18 protein-coding genes are annotated in these 20,779 nt (G+C 70.9%); all 18 read left to right on the top strand.

Translation table 11 applies throughout. The annotated features are described in order from the left end of the window. Positions 1–52: 52 nt before the first annotated feature. A complete protein-coding gene (gene pgsA, locus PV963_RS08510) occupies positions 53–817 on the top strand; it encodes a phosphatidylinositol phosphate synthase (RefSeq protein WP_274821971.1) in 765 nt (254 codons plus the stop codon). Then, positions 814–1,722: a phosphatidylinositol mannoside acyltransferase gene (locus tag PV963_RS08505; protein ID WP_274815037.1), complete on the top strand. Its 909-nt coding sequence runs from the start codon at positions 814–816 to the stop codon at positions 1,720–1,722. Before pgsA ends, PV963_RS08505 begins: the two co-directional genes overlap by 4 nt. Next, positions 1,719–2,882, top strand: a complete 1,164-nt coding sequence (locus PV963_RS08500) for a glycosyltransferase family 4 protein (protein ID WP_274815035.1) — start codon at positions 1,719–1,721, stop codon at positions 2,880–2,882. Before PV963_RS08505 ends, PV963_RS08500 begins: the two co-directional genes overlap by 4 nt. A gap of 111 nt (positions 2,883–2,993) precedes the next feature. After that, complete coding sequence (locus PV963_RS08495) at positions 2,994–3,536, top strand: hypothetical protein (RefSeq protein WP_274815034.1); 543 nt, start codon at positions 2,994–2,996, stop codon at positions 3,534–3,536. A 558-nt stretch (positions 3,537–4,094) separates the two neighbouring features. Continuing rightward, positions 4,095–5,717: an AbfB domain-containing protein gene (locus tag PV963_RS08490; protein ID WP_274815032.1), complete on the top strand. Its 1,623-nt coding sequence runs from the start codon at positions 4,095–4,097 to the stop codon at positions 5,715–5,717. 42 nt (positions 5,718–5,759) lie between these two features. Then, positions 5,760–6,848, top strand: a complete 1,089-nt coding sequence (locus tag PV963_RS08485) for an ALF repeat-containing protein (protein WP_274815031.1) — start codon at positions 5,760–5,762, stop codon at positions 6,846–6,848. 178 nt (positions 6,849–7,026) lie between these two features. Then, entirely contained in the window at positions 7,027–10,986 is a 3,960-nt protein-coding gene (locus PV963_RS08480) for a hypothetical protein (RefSeq protein ID WP_274815030.1), read from the top strand. Positions 10,987–10,988: 2 nt separating this feature from the next. Beyond that, on the top strand, positions 10,989–11,570 hold the full coding sequence (locus PV963_RS08475; RefSeq protein ID WP_274815029.1) for a hypothetical protein: 582 nt from the start codon (positions 10,989–10,991) through the stop codon (positions 11,568–11,570). Between the two features lie 196 nt (positions 11,571–11,766). After that, on the top strand, positions 11,767–12,672 hold the full coding sequence (gene pdxS / locus PV963_RS08470; RefSeq protein WP_274815028.1) for a pyridoxal 5'-phosphate synthase lyase subunit PdxS: 906 nt from the start codon (positions 11,767–11,769) through the stop codon (positions 12,670–12,672). Positions 12,673–12,677: 5 nt separating this feature from the next. Then, the gene (gene pdxT, locus PV963_RS08465) at positions 12,678–13,286 is read left to right on the top strand and encodes a pyridoxal 5'-phosphate synthase glutaminase subunit PdxT (RefSeq protein ID WP_274815027.1); all 609 of its coding nucleotides are present in this window, start codon (positions 12,678–12,680) and stop codon (positions 13,284–13,286) included. A 48-nt stretch (positions 13,287–13,334) separates the two neighbouring features. Beyond that, on the top strand, positions 13,335–14,087 hold the full coding sequence (locus tag PV963_RS08460; RefSeq protein WP_086600414.1) for a YebC/PmpR family DNA-binding transcriptional regulator: 753 nt from the start codon (positions 13,335–13,337) through the stop codon (positions 14,085–14,087). A gap of 114 nt (positions 14,088–14,201) precedes the next feature. Next, entirely contained in the window at positions 14,202–14,732 is a 531-nt protein-coding gene (ruvC, locus tag PV963_RS08455; protein WP_274815026.1) for a crossover junction endodeoxyribonuclease RuvC, read from the top strand. Further along, complete coding sequence (gene ruvA / locus PV963_RS08450) at positions 14,729–15,334, top strand: Holliday junction branch migration protein RuvA (protein ID WP_274815025.1); 606 nt, start codon at positions 14,729–14,731, stop codon at positions 15,332–15,334. Before ruvC ends, ruvA begins: the two co-directional genes overlap by 4 nt. Positions 15,335–15,359: 25 nt before the next feature. Continuing rightward, complete coding sequence (gene ruvB, locus PV963_RS08445; RefSeq protein WP_274815024.1) at positions 15,360–16,430, top strand: Holliday junction branch migration DNA helicase RuvB; 1,071 nt, start codon at positions 15,360–15,362, stop codon at positions 16,428–16,430. A 185-nt stretch (positions 16,431–16,615) separates the two neighbouring features. Continuing rightward, positions 16,616–17,113, top strand: a complete 498-nt coding sequence (gene yajC, locus PV963_RS08440) for a preprotein translocase subunit YajC (protein WP_184981735.1) — start codon at positions 16,616–16,618, stop codon at positions 17,111–17,113. Positions 17,114–17,254: 141 nt separating this feature from the next. Continuing rightward, a complete protein-coding gene (secD, locus tag PV963_RS08435) occupies positions 17,255–19,015 on the top strand; it encodes a protein translocase subunit SecD (protein ID WP_274815023.1) in 1,761 nt (586 codons plus the stop codon). Position 19,016: 1 nt separating this feature from the next. Then, positions 19,017–20,132 (top strand): protein translocase subunit SecF, encoded by a 1,116-nt coding sequence (gene secF / locus PV963_RS08430; protein WP_274815022.1) that lies wholly within the window; start codon positions 19,017–19,019, stop codon positions 20,130–20,132. Next, positions 20,129–20,668: an adenine phosphoribosyltransferase gene (locus PV963_RS08425; RefSeq protein WP_274815021.1), complete on the top strand. Its 540-nt coding sequence runs from the start codon at positions 20,129–20,131 to the stop codon at positions 20,666–20,668. Before secF ends, PV963_RS08425 begins: the two co-directional genes overlap by 4 nt. Positions 20,669–20,779: the final 111 nt, after the last annotated feature.

Here is a 20,779-nt window from a genome sequence, read left to right as displayed (position 1 = left end):
CGTGACACGGGCCTCGGGTCCCGCCCGTCACCCGCACGCGCGCGTGGCTACGATGGGCCAGCCGGTGGCCAGCAGGGGCCAGACGGCGACACCGACCCTCGGGAAGGCCATGCTGAACAAGTACGCGCGTGCATTCTTCACGCGTGTTCTCACACCGTTCGCCGCGTTTCTGATCCGGCGGGGCGTCAGCCCCGACACCGTCACGCTCATCGGAACGGCCGGTGTGGTCGCGGGCGCGCTGGTCTTCTACCCCATGGGCGAGTTCTTCTGGGGCACGGTCGTGATCACGCTGTTCGTGTTCTCCGACCTGGTCGACGGCAACATGGCCCGGCAGCTCGGCCGCTCCAGCCGCTGGGGCGCCTTCCTGGACTCCACGCTCGACCGGGTCGCCGACGGCGCGATCTTCGGCGGCTTCATCCTCTGGTACGCCGGCGGGGGAGATGACCTCGTCCTGTGTGCCGTCTCGATCTTCTGCCTGGCCAGCGGCCAGGTGGTGTCGTACACCAAGGCCCGCGGCGAGTCGATCGGCCTGCCGGTGGCCGTCAACGGGCTGGTCGAGCGGGCCGAGCGACTGGTGATCTCCCTGGTCGCGGCCGGTCTCGCGGGCCTGCACGCGTTCGGTGTCCCGGGCATCCAGTACCTGCTTCCCGTCGCCCTGTGGATCGTCGCCGTGGGCAGCCTCGTCACGCTGATCCAGCGGGTCGTCACGGTCCGCCGCGAGTCCGCGGAGGCCGAGGCCGCGGCCGCCGAGCAGGACGACAATGGGGGCGAGCAGGAGAACGAGAACGCCTCTCACGGGAGCGAGGCGGCCACGTGAGCGCACAGGACCGGCTGACGGACGCGCTGTACGGCCTCGGCTGGAGCACGGTCAAGAAGCTCCCCGAGCCGGTCGCCGTACGGCTCGGGCACACCATCGCCGACCTCGCCTGGAAGCAGCGCGGCAAGGGCGTACAGCGGCTGGAGAGCAACTACGCGCGCGTGGTGCCCGGCGCGAGCCCCGAGCGCCTCGCCGAGCTGTCGCGCGCGGGCATGCGGTCGTACCTGCGCTACTGGATGGAGTCCTTCCGGCTCCCCGCCTGGAGCAAGGAGCGCATCGCGGGCGGCTTCGTCGCCAAGGACCTGCACTACCTGACCGAGGGCCTGGCCGCCGGCAAGGGCGTCATCCTCGCCCTGCCCCACCTGGCCAACTGGGACCTCGCCGGCGCCTGGGTCACCACGAAGCTCGGCATCCCGTTCACGACGGTCGCCGAGCGCCTGAAGCCCGAGACGCTGTACGACCGGTTCGTCGCCTACCGCGAGGGCCTCGGCATGGAGGTCCTGCCGCACAGCGGCGGCACCGCCTTCGGCACCCTGGCCCGGCGGCTGCGCGACGGCGGCCTGGTCTGCCTGGTCGCCGACCGCGACCTGTCCGCCTCCGGCGTCGAGGTCGACTTCTTCGGTGACACCGCCCGAATGCCGGCCGGACCGGCCCTGCTCGCCCAGCAGACGGGCGCCCTGCTGCTCCCCGTCACCCTCTGGTACGACGACTCGCCCGTGATGCGGGGCCGCCTCCACCCGCCCGTCGAGGTGCCCGAGTCAGGCACGCGCGCCGAGAAGACGTCTGTCATGACACAGGCGCTGGCCGACGCCTTCGCCACGGGGATCGCCGACCACCCGGAGGACTGGCACATGCTGCAGCGCTTGTGGCTCGCGGACCTCGACCCGGCGAAGGGGCGCCCGTGAGGATCGGCATCGTCTGCCCGTACTCCTGGGACGTACCGGGCGGGGTCCAGTTCCACATCCGGGACCTGGCCGAGTACTTCCTCCGCCTCGGCCACGAGGTGTCCGTCCTCGCCCCGGCCGACGACGACACGCCCCTGCCGCCGTACGTCGTCTCGGCAGGGCGCGCGGTGCCGGTGCCGTACAACGGCTCGGTGGCCCGGCTCAACTTCGGTTTCCTGAGCGCCGCCCGGGTGCGCCGCTGGCTGCACGACGGCGCGTTCGACGTGATCCACATCCACGAGCCGACCTCGCCCTCACTGGGCCTGCTGACCTGCTGGGCGGCCCAGGGACCGATCGTCGCCACGTTCCACACGTCCAACCCGCGCTCCCGGGCCATGATCGCCGCGTACTCCATCCTCCAGGCCGCCCTGGAGAAGATCAGCGCGCGGATCGCGGTGAGCGAGTACGCCCGCCGCACCCTGGTGGAGCACCTCGGCGGGGACGCGGTGGTGATCCCGAACGGCGTCGACGTCGACTTCTTCGCCACGGCCGAGCCCAAGGCCGAGTGGCAGGGTGACACGATCGGCTTCATAGGGCGCATCGACGAGCCCCGCAAGGGCCTGCCGGTGCTGATGAGGGCCCTGCCGAAGATCCTCGCCGCCCGTCCGCAGACCCGGCTGCTGGTCGCCGGGCGCGGTGACGAGGAGGAGGCGGTGGAGTCACTGCCCGCCGAGCTGCGCTCCCGCGTCGAGTTCCTCGGCATGGTCAGCGACGAGGACAAGGCGCGCTTCCTGCGCAGCGTCGACCTGTACGTCGCGCCCAACACCGGCGGCGAGAGCTTCGGGATCATCCTGGTCGAGGCCATGTCCGCCGGAGCCCCCGTCCTCGCCTCCGACCTGGACGCCTTCGCCCAGGTCCTGGACCAGGGAGAGGCCGGCGAACTGTTCCCCAACGAGGACGCCGACGCCCTGGCCGACGCGGCCGTACGCCTGCTGGACGACCCGGCCCGGCGCGCGCAACTGCGCGAGCGGGGCAGCGCCCACGTGCGTCGCTTCGACTGGTCGACCGTCGGCGCGGACATCCTGTCCGTCTACGAGACGGTGACGGCGGGCGCGGCTGCGGTGGCCGAGGACGAGCGGGTGACCGGGTTGTGGGCCCGGCTGGGGTTCGCCCGGGACTGACGCCGGGCGGCGGCGCCGGTGCGGCGCCCGCCGGTGTCCACCTGATCCAGCAGGGCCCTGGGCAGGGCGGGGTGAAACGACGGTCCGGCCGGGCCGCTAGCCTTGCCGCCCGTGACCACCACTCTCATCTGGATCGCCGTGGCCCTGGTCGCGATCGGGCTCTATCTGAGCTGGACCGCCGGCCGTCTCGACCGTCTGCACGCCCGGATCGACGCCGCCCGCGCCGCCCTGGACGCGCAGCTGCTGCGCCGGGCCTCGGTCGCGCAGGAACTGGCGACGGCGGGGGTCCTGGATCCGGCCGCCTCGATCGTCCTCTACGAGGCCGCGCACGCCGCCCGTCAGGCGGTGGAGGAGCAGCGGGAGGTCGCCGAGAGCGAGCTGAGCCAGGCGTTGCGGGCCGTCCTCGGGGAGATCCAGCAGATGGAGGCGGTGCGGGAGGCGCCCGGCGGCGAGGAGACCGCCGAGGAGCTCGCACAGGCGGTGCGCCGCGTCCCGATGGCCCGCCGCTTCCACAACGACGCCGTACGCGCCGCCCGCGCCCTCCGCAGGCACCGCAAGGTCCGCTGGTTCCGCCTGGCGGGCCACGCCCCGTTCCCCATGGCCTTCGAAATGGACGACGAGCCTCCGGCGGCTCTGGTGGATCGGGCCGCCTGACGTTTCTGCTTGTCTGCAGGGTTAAAGACGGCTTGTTTCAGCCCATCACCAAACCGCCCTCATTCGCAGCGGCACAAAAAACATTGCGTGGCTCTGTGAGAGTGGGTTAACGTCTTGGCGGCCAGCCTGACCAGCATGGCCGGGCAGCGTGCCGGAGGGGACCAAAGGGGCAGTGATGCTTCGACGGACCGGGCGCTCCCTAGGTGCTCTTATTCGTGCGGGGGGAACTCAAAATGCGGACGTCTGTACTGCTGCGCTGCCGAGTGCGTATTCGGCCCGTGGTGCGGTAGGTATGTGTCTTTCCCTGTAACGCTTCAGCGTTTTTCGGACTGGCTGTTTTCTCTGGACTTCGCATTTCCGGGTTCTTGAGGCCGTCGTCTGATTCAGGGTTTTCAACTGCGCGTCTGCGTATCACTCAACGGTGGCGTACGTCCGCCCGCGCCTGCTGCGCCGTGGCTGCTGCCCTTCCGTCGAACGTCGGCAGTCGCATCCCCCTGCCCAGCCCTGCTTCTTTGACGGGCTGCCCGTATGTGGCGGCAGAAAGGTTCCTTTACATCCATGAACAGCAAGCACATCGCTTCCGCACGTATGGGGCGGATCATGACGCGCGGCCTCGTGACCGCAACCGCCCTCGCGGCCGTAACAGGCGCTGTCGCGCCGGGAGCAGTCGCCGACAGTGCTCCGGACGTTGCGGCAGCGGATGTCGCGGCCCGTGCGGCGGGCATCGGGACGACCGACGCCCAGCGTGTCGAGGCCGCGGCCGTGGTGCGTCTCGACCCGACCGCCGAGGTGCTCCTGCTCAGCGACTACGACTTCATCCATGCTCTGTGGCAGAAGGCCAGCGACGCGGGCGAGAAGCTGGACGCAGTGCGCACCGCCGCAGAGCAGTCGATGGCCAGCACGGTCGCCGAGGACCACGTGCGCTTCATCGTGACAGGCGTCCACGAGGCGTACCGGCTCGACCAGCAGCGGGAGCGGGAGAAGGCCGAAGCCGAGCGGGCGGCGCGGCTGGCCAAGTCCCAGGTCCTCCTCACCATCGGCATCCCCAGCACCCCCGAACTGCTGGCCCTCAGCGACGACAATTTCATCCGGGCCGTCGCCAGGCACGAGGCGTCCGGTCCCGAGGTGCGGGCGGCGGCACTGCAGGCGCTGGTCGGTGAGCCGGCGGACTGGCGGGAGTTCATCGTCAACGGCGCCCGCGAGGCGCACAAGCGGGACGTGGCCAAGGAACTGGCGGACCTGGCCGAGAAGGACCGCCTGGAGGCCGAGCGCCGCAAGGAAATCGCCGCGCGCAAGAACGCCGCAGCGCTCTTCCGTATCACTCCCTCCGAGGCCATGCTCGGGCTGAGCGACGACAACTTCATCCGCGAGCTGCTGCGCTTGGCCGCCGCCGACCTGCACGGCACCGAGCTGTACGCCGAAGGACAGCGGGCCACCCGCAGCTCCGACCCGGCCGTGTGGAAGGCGTACATCCACACCGGTGCCGACGCCGCGTACAAGCGCGACGACGAGAACCGGCGCAAGAAGCTCGCCGAGGCGAACCGCCAGCTCGCCTTCCAGATACAGGCCGCCGCCGAGAACGGCCGAGTCAACCCCAACCTGGTCGCCGCTGCCAAGAAGGCCCTGGCCGGCAGCGATGACGACGTCGCCGTCTTCCTGAAGGCGGACACCCAGTACCGGCTCAAGCGCCAGTCCCTCAGGGTGTTTGGAGGTGGTGGTGAGTACGCGCGTCAGTCCAGCGCGGACCGCGGGAAGGTCGTCCTCAACGACACGCTCAAGAGCACCAGCGCCCTGGCCGACCGCGAGGACGCCACCTGGGTCGTAGTGCCCTCCCTCGCGAGTCAGCCCGGCTGCTACTCCTTCGAGTCTGTGCGCAAGCCCGGCTACTACATCAGGAGCGGCAAGGCCGAGCAGGACGGACTGCGCGTGGAGGTCGCCGCGGATGACCGGAGTGCAACTTTCCGGAAGAGTGCCACCTGGTGCACCCGGCCGGATGCTGGGCTGCCGACCAGTGTGTCCTTCACGCAGGCCGCCGGTAGCAGTGTGAACTGGCTTGCGCCCACGGCGACGGAGGTCTACGCCCGCTCCTCCCGCGCGTTCGTTCTGCCCGGTGGTTTCCCCGGGGACGCTTCTAAGGTGCGCTTGGCGGAGTGGCGAGTCACCGCACCGATGGCACCCTGACGAGCGAGGGCGGAAGTGGTGGCAGATTCCGCCGGTCACGGCGTGAGACGTCAGAGATGGGCCGTGTCCGCGTTGGTGATCGGCGTGCTGGCCGGCGGCGCAGTCGTGCCCGCGGCGCCCGCCCGCGCGTACACCCCGGTGGTGGCCGCAGACCCGGCCGACCCGTCGGCGCTGGTGGTCGCCGCCGCGGCGGACGAGGCGCGGGAGCGTGTGCTGCGGCTGGCCAAGTCGGGCCTGCCCGCGGAGATCCGTACGTCGGCGTGGAACGCGCTGCGCAGTACGCGGGGCGACGACGCGATCGCGGAGTGGCTGGCCCCCGGGGGCGGTTACGACGCGGCGAAGCAGCGCCTGCGTGACGCGCGGTCACGCAACCGGGCGTTCTGCGAGCGGGTGGTGAGCACGCATCCGGCGGCGTTCTCCCCGCAGGTCCGATCGGCTGCCGAGCGGGCGCTGAAGGGCACCGACGCCGATCGGGCCGCGTTCGTGAAGACCGGTTACGCCGAGGCGCAGCAGCGCGACCGCGTGATGCGGGAGGCTGATGCGCAGCGCCGTCTGGAGGTGGCCGAGAAGGACCGTGCCTTCGTGCGGGCGGTCGCGGAGGGCGATCCGGGCGAACAGGTGCGGGCGGTGGCGCGGTGGGCGCTGCGCTCCGGCTCCACGGACGCGGACGTCGTGGAGTTCTTCGGCTACGGCTGGGCGACCGGCGCGGCGTTGGACGTGGAGGCGTACCGGCTCCGGGTGGCGGACGGGGAGGTGCGGCGCCAGCACGTGCTGTCGTTGCTGGTCGCGCAGGCCGTGGCCGCCGAGGAGGCGTTGAAGTCGTCGGCCGACGCGGCGAAGGCGCGTGCCGAGGCCGAGCTGGCCTGGCGGGCGGTCGCTGATCACGCGGACGGCGCGCAGTCGGCTTGGCTGACCGAGCAGGAGGCGGCCAGAGCGCAGGCGGAGAGCTGGCAGCACATCGCCCGACTGTCCAAGGAGAGCGCGGACGCCATCTGGGAGAAGATCGCGGCGCCGGCCGAGGCCCGGCAGGGCGACTGGGCCGCTGAGCAGACGGAGGCCGTCCTGACGGCCGCCTTCTGGAAGGACATGGCGGACCGGGCCCGCGACAGCGAGAACCGCGTCAAGGGCTGACGCCGTCGGCCCGGCGCACACCGCGCCGGGCCGGCCCACCGGGCCCTCGGCCGCACGGAAGCTCCGTAACGCTGCCGGCTTGGCGGCCGAGGCCCCGATCACCCCTGCCCGCGCAGTGAGGGCAGGGGCTTGTTTTTGCCGAATTCCTTTGGCCTGTTCCCTTATTGAAGGAGTTCCCGTGAGGAAGAGATTCCGGTCGAGATCCGGAAGATTACGCCGGCGTGTGCCCGGCATGATGGGCAAGGCGGTGTCGACCGTCATGGCCCTGGCCGTCCTCGGCACTGTGACCGGGGAAGCCGGTGCCGTCACACAGGAGAAGTCGAGCAGGGTCGAAATGACCCGCATTCTGGCCGGATTACCGAAGGCGGCGACCGACCCGGCGCCGCCACATTCCGCACTGGACGAGATCAGCGCGGACCGCGACCGGCAATTGGTGGAGGACTTCGCGGAGTTCGACGAGGAGGAGGAGGTCCGCGAGGCCGCCAAGAAGGCGTTGGAGAGTACGGATCCAAACGCGATTCGGGACTTCCTGGAGCGCGGAGAAGCCGAGGCGCGGCAGCGCGCCAAGGACAAGAGGGACGCGGCCGATGTCGCCAACCGCCGCCAGATCGAGGCGATGCGCGGCACGGGCGGCCCGTTCTTCAACGCGGAGGTCGAGCGGGTCCTGAAGGGCACGGCCCGCGACCGCGCCGATTTCCTGGCCTTCGGCGCCGAGATCGCGCGGCAGCGGGACAAGGCGACGGAGCAGAACGACAAGGAACGCGCGGCAGAGAACCGCAAGCGGGTCGAGATGCTCGTCGCGGTCGGCGGCCCGGCGGTGAAGAGTGCCGCGCAGGCCGCCTTGGCCACGGGCGACGACAAGGTGATCGCCGAGTTCCTGGACAAGGGCTATCTGGTCGCTGCGCAGAAGGACGCGGACGACCGGGCCGCGCACGAGAAGGCGCAGAAGGAGGCGCTGGAGGCGGCGGAGCGGCTGCGCGAGCTGGCGGAGAAGGCGGCCACGGCCGCCGGTGCACGTACCAAGCTGATCGCCGCGCATGGCAACGCGGTCAAGGCGCTCAAGACCGCCTCGAACGCGATGAGCGCGGCGGGCTCGCAGTCCCGCGAGGCCGACCGGATGCTGGCCGCGGACCGGGCCGGCAAGCGCCTGTCCGACTACGGGCCGGTCAAGACCGAGATCGCGCGGCAGGTCGGTATCGCCGAGGACGCGGCCAAGCAGGCGCAGGTGGCGGCCGGTCAGGCCAAGGTACAGGCCGGTGTTCTGGTCGAGACGGGGCTCACCCACGGCGTCCAGTGGTCGGAGGTCGCCTCCGGTATCGAGGCTGCGGCGGACGCGGCAGCCAAGGCGGCGGCCACCGCGCAGCAAGCGGTGGAGGCAACGGCCGCCGACGCCGCGGGGCTGAACTCCAAGAACCAGGCCGAGCTGCACGCGCGGCAGGCCGCCAAGTGGCGGGAGAACGCCGAGGAGCACGCGAAGGCGGCGGCCCGGCTCGCCGGGGCGGCGGCCAAGCAGGCGAAGATCGCGGCGGACGCGGCGGCCAAGTCCCGCCAGGCCAGGATCGAGGCCGAGCAGGCCGAGAAGCAGGCGTGGGACCACGCCCAGAAGACGCGGGCGGCGCGGGTAGAGGCGCAGCGCCAGGCCAAGATCGCAGCCGAGCAGCGGGCGATCGCCGAACGCGAGCGCGACCTGGCGGCGGCCGCACGGGCACGGGCCGAACGCGAACGCGATGTGGCCGCTCAGGCACGTGCGCGTGCCGAGGCCGAGGCACGGACTGCCTCGGCCAAGCGGGCCGACGCGCAGGCCGCCGCGGCCGTGGCGGCCGAGAAGCGGGCCACCGCGCAGACCCAGGAGGGCGTCGCCGCCAAGGCCGACCAGCTGGCCAGGGGCGAGGAGACCAAGGCCCGCAACGCCCGGAACAAGGCGGTGGAGGCCGAACGCGCCCACAGGGCGGAAGAGGCCCGGGCCAGGGCGACCGAAGCGCTGGCCGCCAAGGCGAAGGGCACCGAGCACGCCGAGACCGCGCGCACGGCGGCCACGGAGGCACGATCCGCCGCGGACGCGGCTGGAACGGCTGCCGGTACGGCCCGTGGCGCGGCCGATCAGGCGTCCTCGGCGGCGGTGCGTTCGCGTTCGGCGGCCATCGAGGCCGCCGGTGCGGCCGCGCGGGCGCGGGCTGCGGCCAGTGAAGCCACCGCGCACGCCGCGCGGGCCAACGCCGCCGCCAACAAGGCCGAAGCCGCCGCCTTCGCGGCGAACGCGGCGGCCAGCAAGGCGGAGTCCGAAGCCGCGGCCACGCGCGCGGCGACTCAGCGGGCCAATGCCAAGGCGGCCGAGGCCACCGCGCAGGAAGCCCGGGCCGGCATCGCCGCCCACGAGGCCTCCCGGCTCGCCGGGCTGGCCGCCATCCACGCCAACCAGGCCCTTCAGGCGGCCAACCGCACCCGGGAGGAAGCCGACGGCGCCACCACGGAAGCGGGGATGGCCCGCCTGCAGTCCACCATCGCCGTCCAGGCCGCCACCTCTGCCCGTACCACCGCCGCCGGCATCGCCGACCCGGCGAACACCGCCATCCAGCTCACCGCCCCGTTCACCGGCACGGACGTGAACGCCGACTTCGCCGCTGAGGTCGCCCAGGCCGCCCAGGCGATGGGCCAGGCGGAGGTGACCAAGGCCGAGGCCAGAGCGGCGGAGGCGGTCAAGGCCGCAGAAGCGGCCGAAGCCGCCGCCGCCCGTGCCAACGCCGAGGTGGGCCCCGCGTTCAAGGCGGCGGCAGCAGCGGCGCGTTCCTCCGCTGACGCGGCACGCTCCTCCGTGGCCGCGATGAAGTCCGCGGCCCAGGCCGCCGAGGACGGAGCCAAGGCCCGGGCCGCCGCGGCACGGGCCAACGAGGCCGACGCCCAGGCCCAGGCCGACGCGAAACTCGCCCGTCAGGCCGCCAACGAGGCGTTCGCGGACGCGGCGGCGGCCCGCAACGCCGCCACCCAGGCCGAGGCCGAGGCCGCACGCGCCCGTGGAGCGGCCACCGACGCGGAGAACCACGCCGCGGCCGCGAGCAGCGCCGCCACCCTGGCCGAGAAGGAAGCGAGCCTCGCCCAGGGAGCGGCCACCCAGGCGGAGAAGGACGCGGCCGACGCCGACAAGCTCGCCACCTCCGCCGAGGAACACGCCAAGTCGGCCGAGACCGCCGCCAAGAACGCCGGCACCTACGCCAAGGAAGCCGACGAGGCGGCCACACGGGCCGAGGAGTACCAGCGCGAGCTGGAGCGCAAGGAACGCGGGGAGGCTGCCCGGAGCAAGGAGAAGGGCGACGCCTACTCCCTGGAGGAGGCTGAGCGCAAGGCGCTCGAAGCCGCCGGCATCAGCGAGGCGGAGTACGAGGCCGCCCGCGCGCTCGCCCAGCAGGACCTGCTCGACTACCTGAAGGAGAACGGCGGCGAGCTCCTCGTCGAACTGTTCGCCGAGGACATCAAGGAGTGCTGGGACGCCCCCGACGTCGGGATCTGCCTCTGGGCCATCATCCAGAACCTCGGCCCGGCCAAAGCGCTCAAGATCGCCAGCAAGCTACCGAGGATCGCGAAGGCCATCGCGGGGATCAACGACTTCCTCGACAAGACGGCCAAGGCGAGGAAGCTCGTCGACAAGAGCGAGGACATCCTCGAGGATGCGTGGAAGAAGCTTCCGGCCTGTGTGACGGACAAGAAGAAGGCCGGTTCCGCGGCGCAGAGTTCCGCGCGATCGATGGACCCCGCGCAGCGCTCGTTCGTGATGTCGGGCGGCGGCAGTGACGCGGGAGATCTGGGCATCGCGCGCGAGGAGTACATCGCTAAGCTGGTCGGCGGAAAGGTGGCCAAGGGGGAAAACGGGCAGGACATTCCGATCGTCATGCCGAACGTGGGATCGAGTGGTCTCGACGTCATCGGGCCGAACGGCGAATACATCTTCGTCGGCGGTGGCGCCAAGGCCCGCAGGCCGGACAGGTTTGGAACGGCCCTCAAGATCAACAAGTGGGCGGCCGACCAGGCCGGCGTGAAGGCGATCTACTACCTTGCCGACAACACCCCGGAATCCGCCATCAAGCAGGCCAAGAAGGTCTTCGGAGAAGAAAATGTGCACATCTTCACGCTGCCGAGCTGCTAGCCGTGGCTGACGGATTCATCCGGTGGTACCGGGAGTCGGGGGCCACGTCGGTCTTCGCCGAACAGGTGGAGATGTTCGAGGCACACGGCATGAGGCTCGTGCACCCGGTCAGAGGTGCGGCCGTGGTGCTCGACATCGAAGGGGAACAGGTCCTCATGCGCCCTCAGGAGCTGGGCCGTCTTCTGGGCCTGCGCATTGCGTCCATCACGATGGAATGGTGGTTCTCCGCCGACATCAACGTCATCGACGCGTACGCGTACGAACCGCTCGGGTGCGAGATCCAGACACTCTGGCTGGACGGCCTCACACTGCAGCAGGCCGACGCGGTCGAGGCGGCCGTCGTCGCAGCGGCGACGGGGCTTCCGACGCCGACCCGCGCCGTGATCGTCGACCGGCGGGGTTACGGTGACCCTGACGACTGGGACTCGGCCGTGCTCTACGACGGGGAAAGGCTGCCGGCCATCGCGGACCGGGTGCTTATGCGCGACCCGCTCAAGGAGAAGCTCCTGAAGTCGTTTCCGGAGTTGAGGAGCGAGGAGGTCGGGGCAGGCCTGACCCTGTTCTCTCCCGCTCGTCCGCTCTGACACCCGCTCGGTCCGTGCCCGCGACGGTCTCCGGGCGGAAGGTCCCGCCGAACCACCACGTTCGGCGGGGCCCTCGGCATGCGTATGGGGACGGAAAACGATCCACCGGCTTCCCATTGGCCCTTGCTGTGGCCTGGTCCCCTCACGTTTCCTCGGTGCTGCACAAAACCCCTCTTTCCCAGCAGCGAGGTCACCCGTGTCCCTCTCCGAAAACCAGGCCCCCGAGACTGGCACCGCCCGTGTGAAGCGCGGTATGGCCGAGCAGCTCAAGGGCGGCGTCATCATGGACGTCGTCACCCCGGAGCAGGCGAAGATCGCCGAGGACGCGGGCGCCGTCGCCGTCATGGCCCTGGAGCGGGTCCCGGCCGACATCCGCAAGGACGGCGGCGTGGCCCGCATGTCCGACCCGGACATGATCGAGGGCATCATCGACGCCGTCTCGATCCCGGTCATGGCCAAGTCCCGCATCGGCCACTTCGTCGAGGCCCAGGTGCTGCAGTCCCTCGGCGTCGACTACATCGACGAGTCCGAGGTCCTCACCCCGGCCGACGAGGTCAACCACTCCGACAAGTGGGCCTTCACCACGCCGTTCGTCTGTGGCGCCACCAACCTGGGCGAGGCCCTGCGCCGCATCGCCGAGGGCGCCGCGATGATCCGCTCCAAGGGCGAGGCCGGCACCGGCAACGTCGTCGAGGCCGTCCGCCACCTGCGCCAGATCAAGAACGAGATCGCCAAGCTGCGCGGCTTCGACAACAACGAGCTGTACGCCGCCGCCAAGGAGCTGCGCGCCCCCTACGAGCTCGTCAAGGAGGTCTCCGAGCTCGGCAAGCTGCCCGTCGTGCTGTTCTCCGCGGGCGGTGTGGCCACCCCGGCCGACGCCGCGCTGATGCGCCAGCTCGGTGCCGAGGGCGTCTTCGTCGGCTCCGGCATCTTCAAGTCCGGCGACCCGGCCAAGCGCGCCGCCGCCATCGTGAAGGCCACCACCTTCTACGACGACCCGAAGATCATCGCCGACGCGTCCCGCAACCTCGGCGAGGCCATGGTCGGCATCAACTGCGACACCCTCCCCGAGACCGAGCGCTACGCCAACCGCGGCTGGTAACACCCATGACCGAAGCACCTGTGATCGGCGTCCTGGCCCTCCAGGGCGACGTACGGGAGCACCTCGTCGCCCTGGCCGCGGCCGATGCCGTGGCCAGGCCGGTGCGGCGCCCCGAAGAACTCGCCGAGGTGGACGGCCTCGTCATCCCCGGCGGCGAGTCCACCACCATCTCCAAGCTGGCCGTCCTGTTCGGCGTGATGGATCCGCTCCGCGCACGCGTGCGGGACGGCATGCCCGTCTACGGCACCTGCGCCGGCATGATCATGCTCGCCGACAAGATCCTCGACCCGCGCTCGGGCCAGGAGACCGTCGGCGGCATCGACATGATCGTGCGCCGCAACGCCTTCGGCCGGCAGAACGAGTCCTTCGAGGCGGCCGTCGACGTCAAGGGCGTCGAGGGCGACCCGGTGGAGGGCGTCTTCATCCGCGCCCCCTGGGTCGAGTCCGTCGGCGCCGGGGCCGAGGTGCTCGCAGAGCACGACGGCCACATCGTCGCGGTCCGCCAGGACAACGCTCTGGCCACGTCGTTCCACCCGGAACTGACCGGCGACCACCGCGTGCACGCCCTGTTCGTCGACATGGTGCGCGCCAACCGGACGGCCGAGTCCTTGTAGGATTCCTGCGTTCGTTGCTGAGATGGGTTACGCGAAGGAGACAGGCAGATGTCCGGCCACTCTAAATGGGCCACGACGAAGCACAAGAAGGCCGTCATCGATGCCAAGCGCGGCAAGCTCTTCGCGAAGCTGATCAAGAACATCGAGGTGGCGGCCCGGATGGGCGGCGCCGACCCCGAAGGCAACCCGACGCTCTACGACGCCATCCAGAAGGCGAAGAAGTCGTCGGTCCCCAACAAGAACATCGACTCCGCGGTCAAGCGCGGCGCGGGCCTGGAGGCCGGCGGCGCCGACTACGAGACGATCATGTACGAGGGCTACGGCCCGAACGGTGTCGCGGTGCTCATCGAGTGCCTCACCGACAACCGCAACCGCGCCGCCTCCGAGGTCCGCGTCGCCATGACCCGCAACGGCGGCTCCATGGCCGACCCCGGCTCGGTGTCGTACCTGTTCAACCGCAAGGGCGTCGTGATCGTCCCCAAGGGCGAGCTGACCGAGGACGACGTGCTGGGCGCCGTGCTCGACGCGGGCGCCGAGGAGGTCAACGACCTCGGCGAGACCTTCGAGGTCATCAGCGAGGCCACCGACCTGGTCGCGGTCCGCACCGCCCTCCAGGACGCGGGCATCGACTACGACTCCGCCGACGCCAACTTCGTCCCGACCATGCAGGTCGAGCTGGACGAGGAGGGCGCCAAGAAGATCTTCAAGCTGATCGACGCGCTCGAGGACAGCGACGACGTGCAGAACGTCTTCGCCAACTTCGACGTCAGCGACGAGGTCATGGAGAAGGTCGGCGCGTAACGCCGCCGCGGGCTTTGCAGGACCAACGGGCCGACGGGACACACCCGTCGGCCCGTCGCGTTGTCGGTGGCACCCGATAGCCTGCACAAACAGGCGATGAAAGGGAGGGCGCGCGTGCGCGTACTGGGGGTGGACCCGGGACTGACCCGGTGCGGTGTCGGCGTGGTCGAGGGCGTCGCCGGACGGCCGCTCACCATGATCGGCGTCGGCGTCGTCCGTACGCCGGCCGACGCCGACCTCGGCCACCGCCTGGTCGCCATCGAGCAGGGCATCGAACAGTGGCTGGACGAACACCGGCCGGAATACGTCGCCGTCGAGCGCGTCTTCAGCCAGCACAACGTCCGCACGGTGATGGGCACCGCCCAGGCCAGCGCCGTCGCCGTGCTGTGCGCCTCCCGTCGCGGCATCCCCGTGGCGCTGCACACCCCGAGCGAGGTCAAGGCCGCCGTCACCGGCAGCGGCCGGGCCGACAAGGCCCAGGTGGGCGCGATGGTCACCCGCCTGCTCCGGCTCGGCGCACCGCCCAAGCCCGCCGACGCGGCCGACGCCCTCGCCCTCGCCATCTGCCACATCTGGCGCGCCCCCGCGCAGAACCGACTCCAGCAGGCCGTCGCCCTGCACACATCGAAAGGCCGTACGGCATGATCGCCTTCGTCAGCGGCACCGTCGCCGCGCTCGCCCCCGACGCCGCGGTCGTCGAGGTCGGCGGCGTCGGCATGGCCGTCCAGTGCACGCCGAACACGCTGTCCACACTCCGTATGGGCCGGCCCGCCAAGCTGCACACGTCCCTCGTCGTACGGGAGGACTCCCTCACCCTGTACGGCTTCGCGGACGACGACGAGCGGCAGGTCTTCGAGCTGCTCCAGACGGCCAGCGGTGTCGGTCCCCGGCTGGCCCAGGCCATGCTCGCCGTGCACAGCCCCGACGCCCTGCGCCGGGCCGTCGCCACCGGCGACGAGAAGGCCCTCACCGCGGTCCCCGGCATCGGCAAGAAGGGCGCCCAGAAGCTGCTCCTGGAGCTGAAGGACCGGCTCGGCGCGCCGGTCGGCGCACCCGCCGTCGGCACGGCCGTCAGCGCGGGCTGGCGCGACCAGCTGCACGCCGCCCTGATCGGCCTCGGCTACGCGACCCGGGATGCCGACGAGGCCGTGAGCGCCGTCGCTCCGCAGGCCGAGGCCGCCGAGGGCACGCCCCAGGTGGGACAGCTGCTGAAGGCCGCCCTCCAGACTCTGAACCGCGCCCGCTGACCCCCACACCTCCGAGGCACATCACATGAACTGGGACGACACGACCGACGCCGATGCCGCCGAGCGGCTCGTCGGTGCGTCCGCCGACCGCGAGGACCAGGCCGTGGAGGCCGCCCTGCGACCCAAGGACCTGGGCGAGTTCATCGGCCAGGAGAAGGTCCGCGAGCAGCTCGACCTCGTCCTGCGCGCCGCACGCGCGCGTGGCGCCACCGCCGACCACGTGCTGCTCTCCGGCGCCCCCGGCCTCGGCAAGACCACGCTGTCGATGATCATCGCGGCCGAGATGGGCGCCCCCATCCGCATCACATCGGGCCCCGCCATCCAGCACGCCGGCGACCTCGCCGCGATCCTGTCCTCCCTGCAGGAGGGCGAGGTCCTCTTCCTCGACGAGATCCACCGCATGTCCCGGCCCGCCGAGGAGATGCTGTACATGGCGATGGAGGACTTCCGCGTCGACGTCATCGTCGGCAAGGGCCCGGGCGCCACCGCCATCCCGCTGGAGCTGCCCCCCTTCACCCTGGTCGGCGCCACCACCCGCGCCGGCCTGCTGCCGCCCCCGCTGCGCGACCGCTTCGGCTTCACCGCCCACATGGAGTTCTACGAACCGGCCGAGCTGGAACGGGTCATCCACCGCTCCGCGGACCTCCTCGAGGTCGAGATCGAGCCGGACGGCGCCGCCGAGATCGCCGGCCGCTCCCGCGGCACGCCCCGCATCGCCAACCGTCTGCTGCGCCGCGTCCGGGACTACGCGCAGGTCAAGGCCGACGGACTGATCACCAAGGACATCGCCGAGGCCGCCCTCGCCGTCTACGAGGTGGACGCCCGCGGCCTCGACCGCCTCGACCGGGCCGTGCTGGAAGCCCTGCTCAAGCTGTTCGGCGGCGGCCCCGTCGGCCTGTCCACGCTCGCGGTCGCGGTGGGGGAGGAGCGTGAGACCGTGGAGGAGGTCGCCGAGCCCTTCCTGGTACGGGAGGGACTCCTGGCCCGCACCCCGCGCGGCCGGGTCGCCACTCCCGCCGCATGGGCGCATCTCGGCCTCACCCCGCCCCGCTCCCAGACCGCCGGAAACGGACAACAGGACCTGTTCGGGGCGTGACGGCGCCGTCACGGCTCCGCGACGGCGAGGCCAGTGGCCGGAGCAGGAACCCCGGTGCCATGCTGAGCGTTGTTCCATGCGCGCGGACTCGCTTAGACTCCGCCGATGCCGCCTTTGTCGGCGGTGTACACACCCCCAACCATCTGGCCGCTCACAGCGCGGTCGTGTGAAGGAAGTACCGACCCGTGAGTCTCCTGACCCTCCTCCCGTTCATCGTGCTCATCGGGGCCATGTTCCTGATGACCCGGTCGGCCAAGAAGAAGCAGCAGCAGGCCGTGGAGATGCGGAACCAAATGCAGCCCGGCAGCGGTGTCCGCACCATCGGGGGCATGTACGCCACGGTCAAGGAGGTGAACGAGGACACCGTCCTCGTCGACGCCGGACCGGGCGTCGAGCTCCTCTTCGCCAAGAACGCCATCGGCGCCGTCCTCACCGACGACGAGTACAACCGCATCGTCCACGGCGTCGAGCACGACCTGAAGTCCGACGCCGACATCGTCCCGGACGACGCCTCCTCCCTCACCGAGACCGGTGACTCCGCCGCCGACGCCACCGCTGACGACAAGGCCGTCGACCTCGGCAAGAAGGACGCGGCCGACGAGCCGGCCGACGACGCCCCGGCCGGCGAGGCGAAGACGGACGAAGAGCCGAAGAAGACCGACGGCGACTCCGAGGCGAAGTAGTCGCGTCCCGGGGTGCGCGGGCCCGACCCGACGGCCCGCGCACCCCGGGACACGACCGGCTCGCTACGGAGTCCCGACACCATGTGATGGCCGCCCGTCCGCCGATCCGGAGCGAGGCGGCCCGAGAGGGAGTACGAGAAGGTGGCCACACCTAAAAAGGGCCGGAGCGCGAGCGCCCAGAGCAAGCCGGGGCGCTCGCTGGCCCTGATCCTGATCGCCATCGCGGCGCTCACCGGTGGGATGTTCGCCTCGGGGCACACCACCCCGCGTCTCGGCATCGACCTGGCCGGCGGTACGAGCATCACGCTCCGCGCAGTGCCCGAGGCCGGCAACGAGGAGGCGATCAACAAGACCAACATGGACACGGCCGTCTCCATCATGGAGCGCCGTGTCAACGGTCTGGGCGTCTCGGAGTCCGAGGTCCAGACGCAGGGTCGCGACAACATCGTCGTCAACATCCCCAAGGGCACGAACTCCGAGCAGGCCCGCAAGCAGGTCGGCACCACCGCGAAGCTCTACTTCCGCCCGGTCATCGCCACCGAGGTCTCCGGCGGCGGCACGGCCCCGTCACCGAGCCCCACGGGCAGCCCCTCGGGCCAGCCGTCCGGCAAGGCCACCGACAAGCCGGAGGCCACCGACAAGGGATCCGCGTCCCCGTCCGCCTCTCCCAGCACGCAGGGCCGCGCGGTCACCGACGCGCTGAAGGCCGACGCGACGCCGTCCGCGAGCGCCTCGGACAAGGGGAAGGCCAGCCCCTCCCCGTCCGCGACCGGCGGCACGGCCGGTGACGACGCGAGCAAGCTGCAGGAGCAGTACGCCAAGCTCGACTGCACCAACGAGAAGACCCGCTCCACCGTGGGCGACGGCGTCAAGGCCTCCGCCCCGACGCTGGCCTGCGGCCAGAACTCGCAGGGCCAGTGGCAGAAGTACATCCTCGGCCCCGCCGAGGTCGACGGCACGGACGTCGACAAGGCCCAGGCCGTCCTCAACACCCAGACCGGTGCGGGCTGGACGGTCACGATGGACTTCACGGACGGCGGCGCCAAGAAGTTCGCGGACATCACCGGCAAGCTGGCGCAGAACCAGTCGCCGCAGAACCAGTTCGCGATCGTTCTCGACGGTGACGTTGTCTCCGACCCGTACGTGAAGCAGGCGCTGACCGGCGGCAACGCCGAGATCTCCGGCAACTTCACCCAGCAGTCCGCCCAGGACCTCTCCAACATGCTGTCGTACGGTGCGCTGCCGCTGACCTTCAAGGTGGACAGCATGACGACGGTGACCGCCGCGCTGGGCGGTGACCAGCTGAACGCCGGCCTGATCGCAGGCGCGATCGGTCTCGCGCTGGTCGTCATCTATCTGCTGGCCTACTACCGCGGCCTGTCGTTCATCGCGATCCTCTCGCTGCTGGTGTCCGCCGCGCTCACGTACACGCTCATGGCCCTGCTCGGCCCGACCATCGGCTTTGCGCTGAACCTGCCGGCCGTGTGCGGTGCCATCGTCGCGATCGGCATCACCGCGGACTCGTTCATCGTGTACTTCGAACGCGTCCGCGACGAGATCCGGGAGGGCCGCTCGCTGCGCCCCGCCGTCGAGCGGGCCTGGCCGCGTGCCCGGCGCACCATCCTGGTCTCCGACTTCGTGTCGTTCCTCGCCGCCGCGGTGCTCTTCATCGTCACCGTCGGCAAGGTCCAGGGCTTCGCGTTCACGCTCGGCCTGACCACCCTGCTGGACGTGGTCGTCGTGTTCCTCTTCACCAAGCCGCTGCTGACGCTGATGGCCCGCCGCCCGTTCTTCGCGAACGGCCACAAGTGGTCCGGCCTCGACCCGAAGAGCCTGGGCGCGCAGCCACCGCTGCGCCGTACCCGCCGTCCCGCCGTCCCCGTCGACCCCAAGGAGGCCTGAGATGTCGAAACTCGGCAACCTCGGCGCCCGGCTGCACCGTGGCGAGGTCGGCTACGACTTCGTCAAGAACCGCAAGATCTGGTACGGCCTGTCCATCCTGATCACCATCACGGCCATCGTCGGCCTGGCGGTCCGCGGCCTGAACATGGGCATCGAGTTCGAGGGTGGCGCCGTCTTCAACACCCCGAAGAACACCAGCGCTTCGGTGTCGCAGGCGGAGGAGTACGCGGAACAGGCCTCCGGCCACGACGCGATCGTCCAGAAGCTGGGTGACGGCAGCCTGCGCATCCAGGTCGCCGGCATCGACACCGACGCGGCGAACAAGATCAAGAACACGCTCGCCGACGACCTCAAGGTCGACTCGGAGCAGATCAACGCCGAACTGGTCGGCCCCAGCTGGGGCGAGCAGATCGCGAACAAGGCCTGGCAGGGCCTGGGAATCTTCCTGGTCCTCGTGGTGATCTACCTGGCGATCGCCTTCGAGTGGCGCATGGCGCTCGCCGCGTTCGTCGCACTGATCCACGACATCACCATCACGGTCGGCATCTACGCCCTCGTCGGCTTCGAGGTCACACCGGGCACGGTGATCGGTCTGCTGACCATCCTCGGCTACTCGCTCTACGACACGGTCGTGGTCTTCGACAGCCTCAAGGAACAGACGAAGGACATCACCAAACAGACCCGCTGGACCTACAGCGACATCGCCAACCGCTCGATCAACAGCACCCTGGTCCGCTCGGTCAACACCACGGTGGTCGCGCTGCTGCCGGTGGCGGGCCTGCTGTTCATCGGTGGCGGTGTCCTCGGCGCCGGCATGCTGAACGACATCTCGCTGTCGCTGTTCGTCGGCCTGGCCGCCGGTGCGTACTCCTCGATCTTCATCGCCACGCCGCTCGTCGCCGACCTCAAGGAGCGCGAGCCGCAGATGAAGGCCCTGAGGAAGCGCGTCCTCGCCAAGCGGGCCCAGTCCGCCGCCAAGGGCGACACCGAGGTCCACGGCGAGGACGAGTCCTACGACGGCGAGCCCGAGGACGCCGCACCCGCGGTCGTCGGCCCGCGCAACCAGCCCGCGTCCCGCACTCGTGGCCGTGGCCGTCCCTCGGGGAAGCGCCGATGACCGACATCAGGGAGCTGCTGCTCAGCCGCATCAGGGACGTGGCGGACTACCCGGAGCCGGGCGTGATGTTCAAGGACATCACCCCGCTCCTGGCGGACCCGGCGGCATTCACCGCGCTCACCGACGCCCTCGCCGAGATCGCCGAGCGCACCGGTGCCACCAAGATCGTCGGCCTGGAGGCCCGGGGCTTCATCCTCGGCGCCCCGGTCGCCGTTCGCGCCGGCCTCGGCTTCATCCCCGTACGCAAGGCGGGCAAGCTCCCCGGAGCCACCCTCGCCCAGGCCTACGACCTGGAGTACGGCTCGGCGGAGATCGAGGTGCACGCCGAGGACCTGACCGCCGACGACCGCGTCCTGGTCGTCGACGACGTCCTCGCCACCGGCGGCACCGCCGAGGCCTCGATCCAGCTCATCCGCCGGGCCGGCGCCGAGGTCGCGGGTCTCGCCGTCCTCATGGAGCTCGGCTTCCTGAGCGGCCGCGCCCGCCTGGAACCGGCTCTGAACGGTGCCCCGCTGGAGGCGCTGCTCACGGTCTAGAAAGCCCACAGCAGCCCGGTGAACACCGGCACGACACCGCGGAGGCGGGCCCGGAGGAATCCGGCGCCCGCCTCTCGCGTTTCTCGGGTAGACGGTCCTCACATTGGCCTG

The organism is Streptomyces coeruleorubidus (genome assembly GCF_028885415.1).
GTDB classification, from domain to species: Bacteria; Actinomycetota; Actinomycetes; order Streptomycetales; family Streptomycetaceae; genus Streptomyces; species Streptomyces coeruleorubidus_A.
Note: the sequence above shows the minus strand (reverse complement) of the source record. Positions and strands in the feature narration are given on the sequence as shown.

What these genes read in the sequence shown, in the direction of transcription:
- ruvA (WP_274815025.1), top strand. Translation starts at nt 14,729, where the DNA reads ATGATCGCCTTCGTCAGCGGCACCGTCGCCGCGCTCGCCCCCGACGCC.
- ruvB (WP_274815024.1), top strand. Translation starts at nt 15,360, where the DNA reads ATGAACTGGGACGACACGACCGACGCCGATGCCGCCGAGCGGCTCGTC.
- secF (WP_274815022.1), top strand. Translation starts at nt 19,017, where the DNA reads ATGTCGAAACTCGGCAACCTCGGCGCCCGGCTGCACCGTGGCGAGGTC.
- PV963_RS08460 (WP_086600414.1), top strand. Translation starts at nt 13,335, where the DNA reads ATGTCCGGCCACTCTAAATGGGCCACGACGAAGCACAAGAAGGCCGTC.
- PV963_RS08425 (WP_274815021.1), top strand. Translation starts at nt 20,129, where the DNA reads ATGACCGACATCAGGGAGCTGCTGCTCAGCCGCATCAGGGACGTGGCG.
- PV963_RS08490 (WP_274815032.1), top strand. Translation starts at nt 4,095, where the DNA reads ATGAACAGCAAGCACATCGCTTCCGCACGTATGGGGCGGATCATGACG.
- pgsA (WP_274821971.1), top strand. Translation starts at nt 53, where the DNA reads ATGGGCCAGCCGGTGGCCAGCAGGGGCCAGACGGCGACACCGACCCTC.
- pdxT (WP_274815027.1), top strand. Translation starts at nt 12,678, where the DNA reads ATGACCGAAGCACCTGTGATCGGCGTCCTGGCCCTCCAGGGCGACGTA.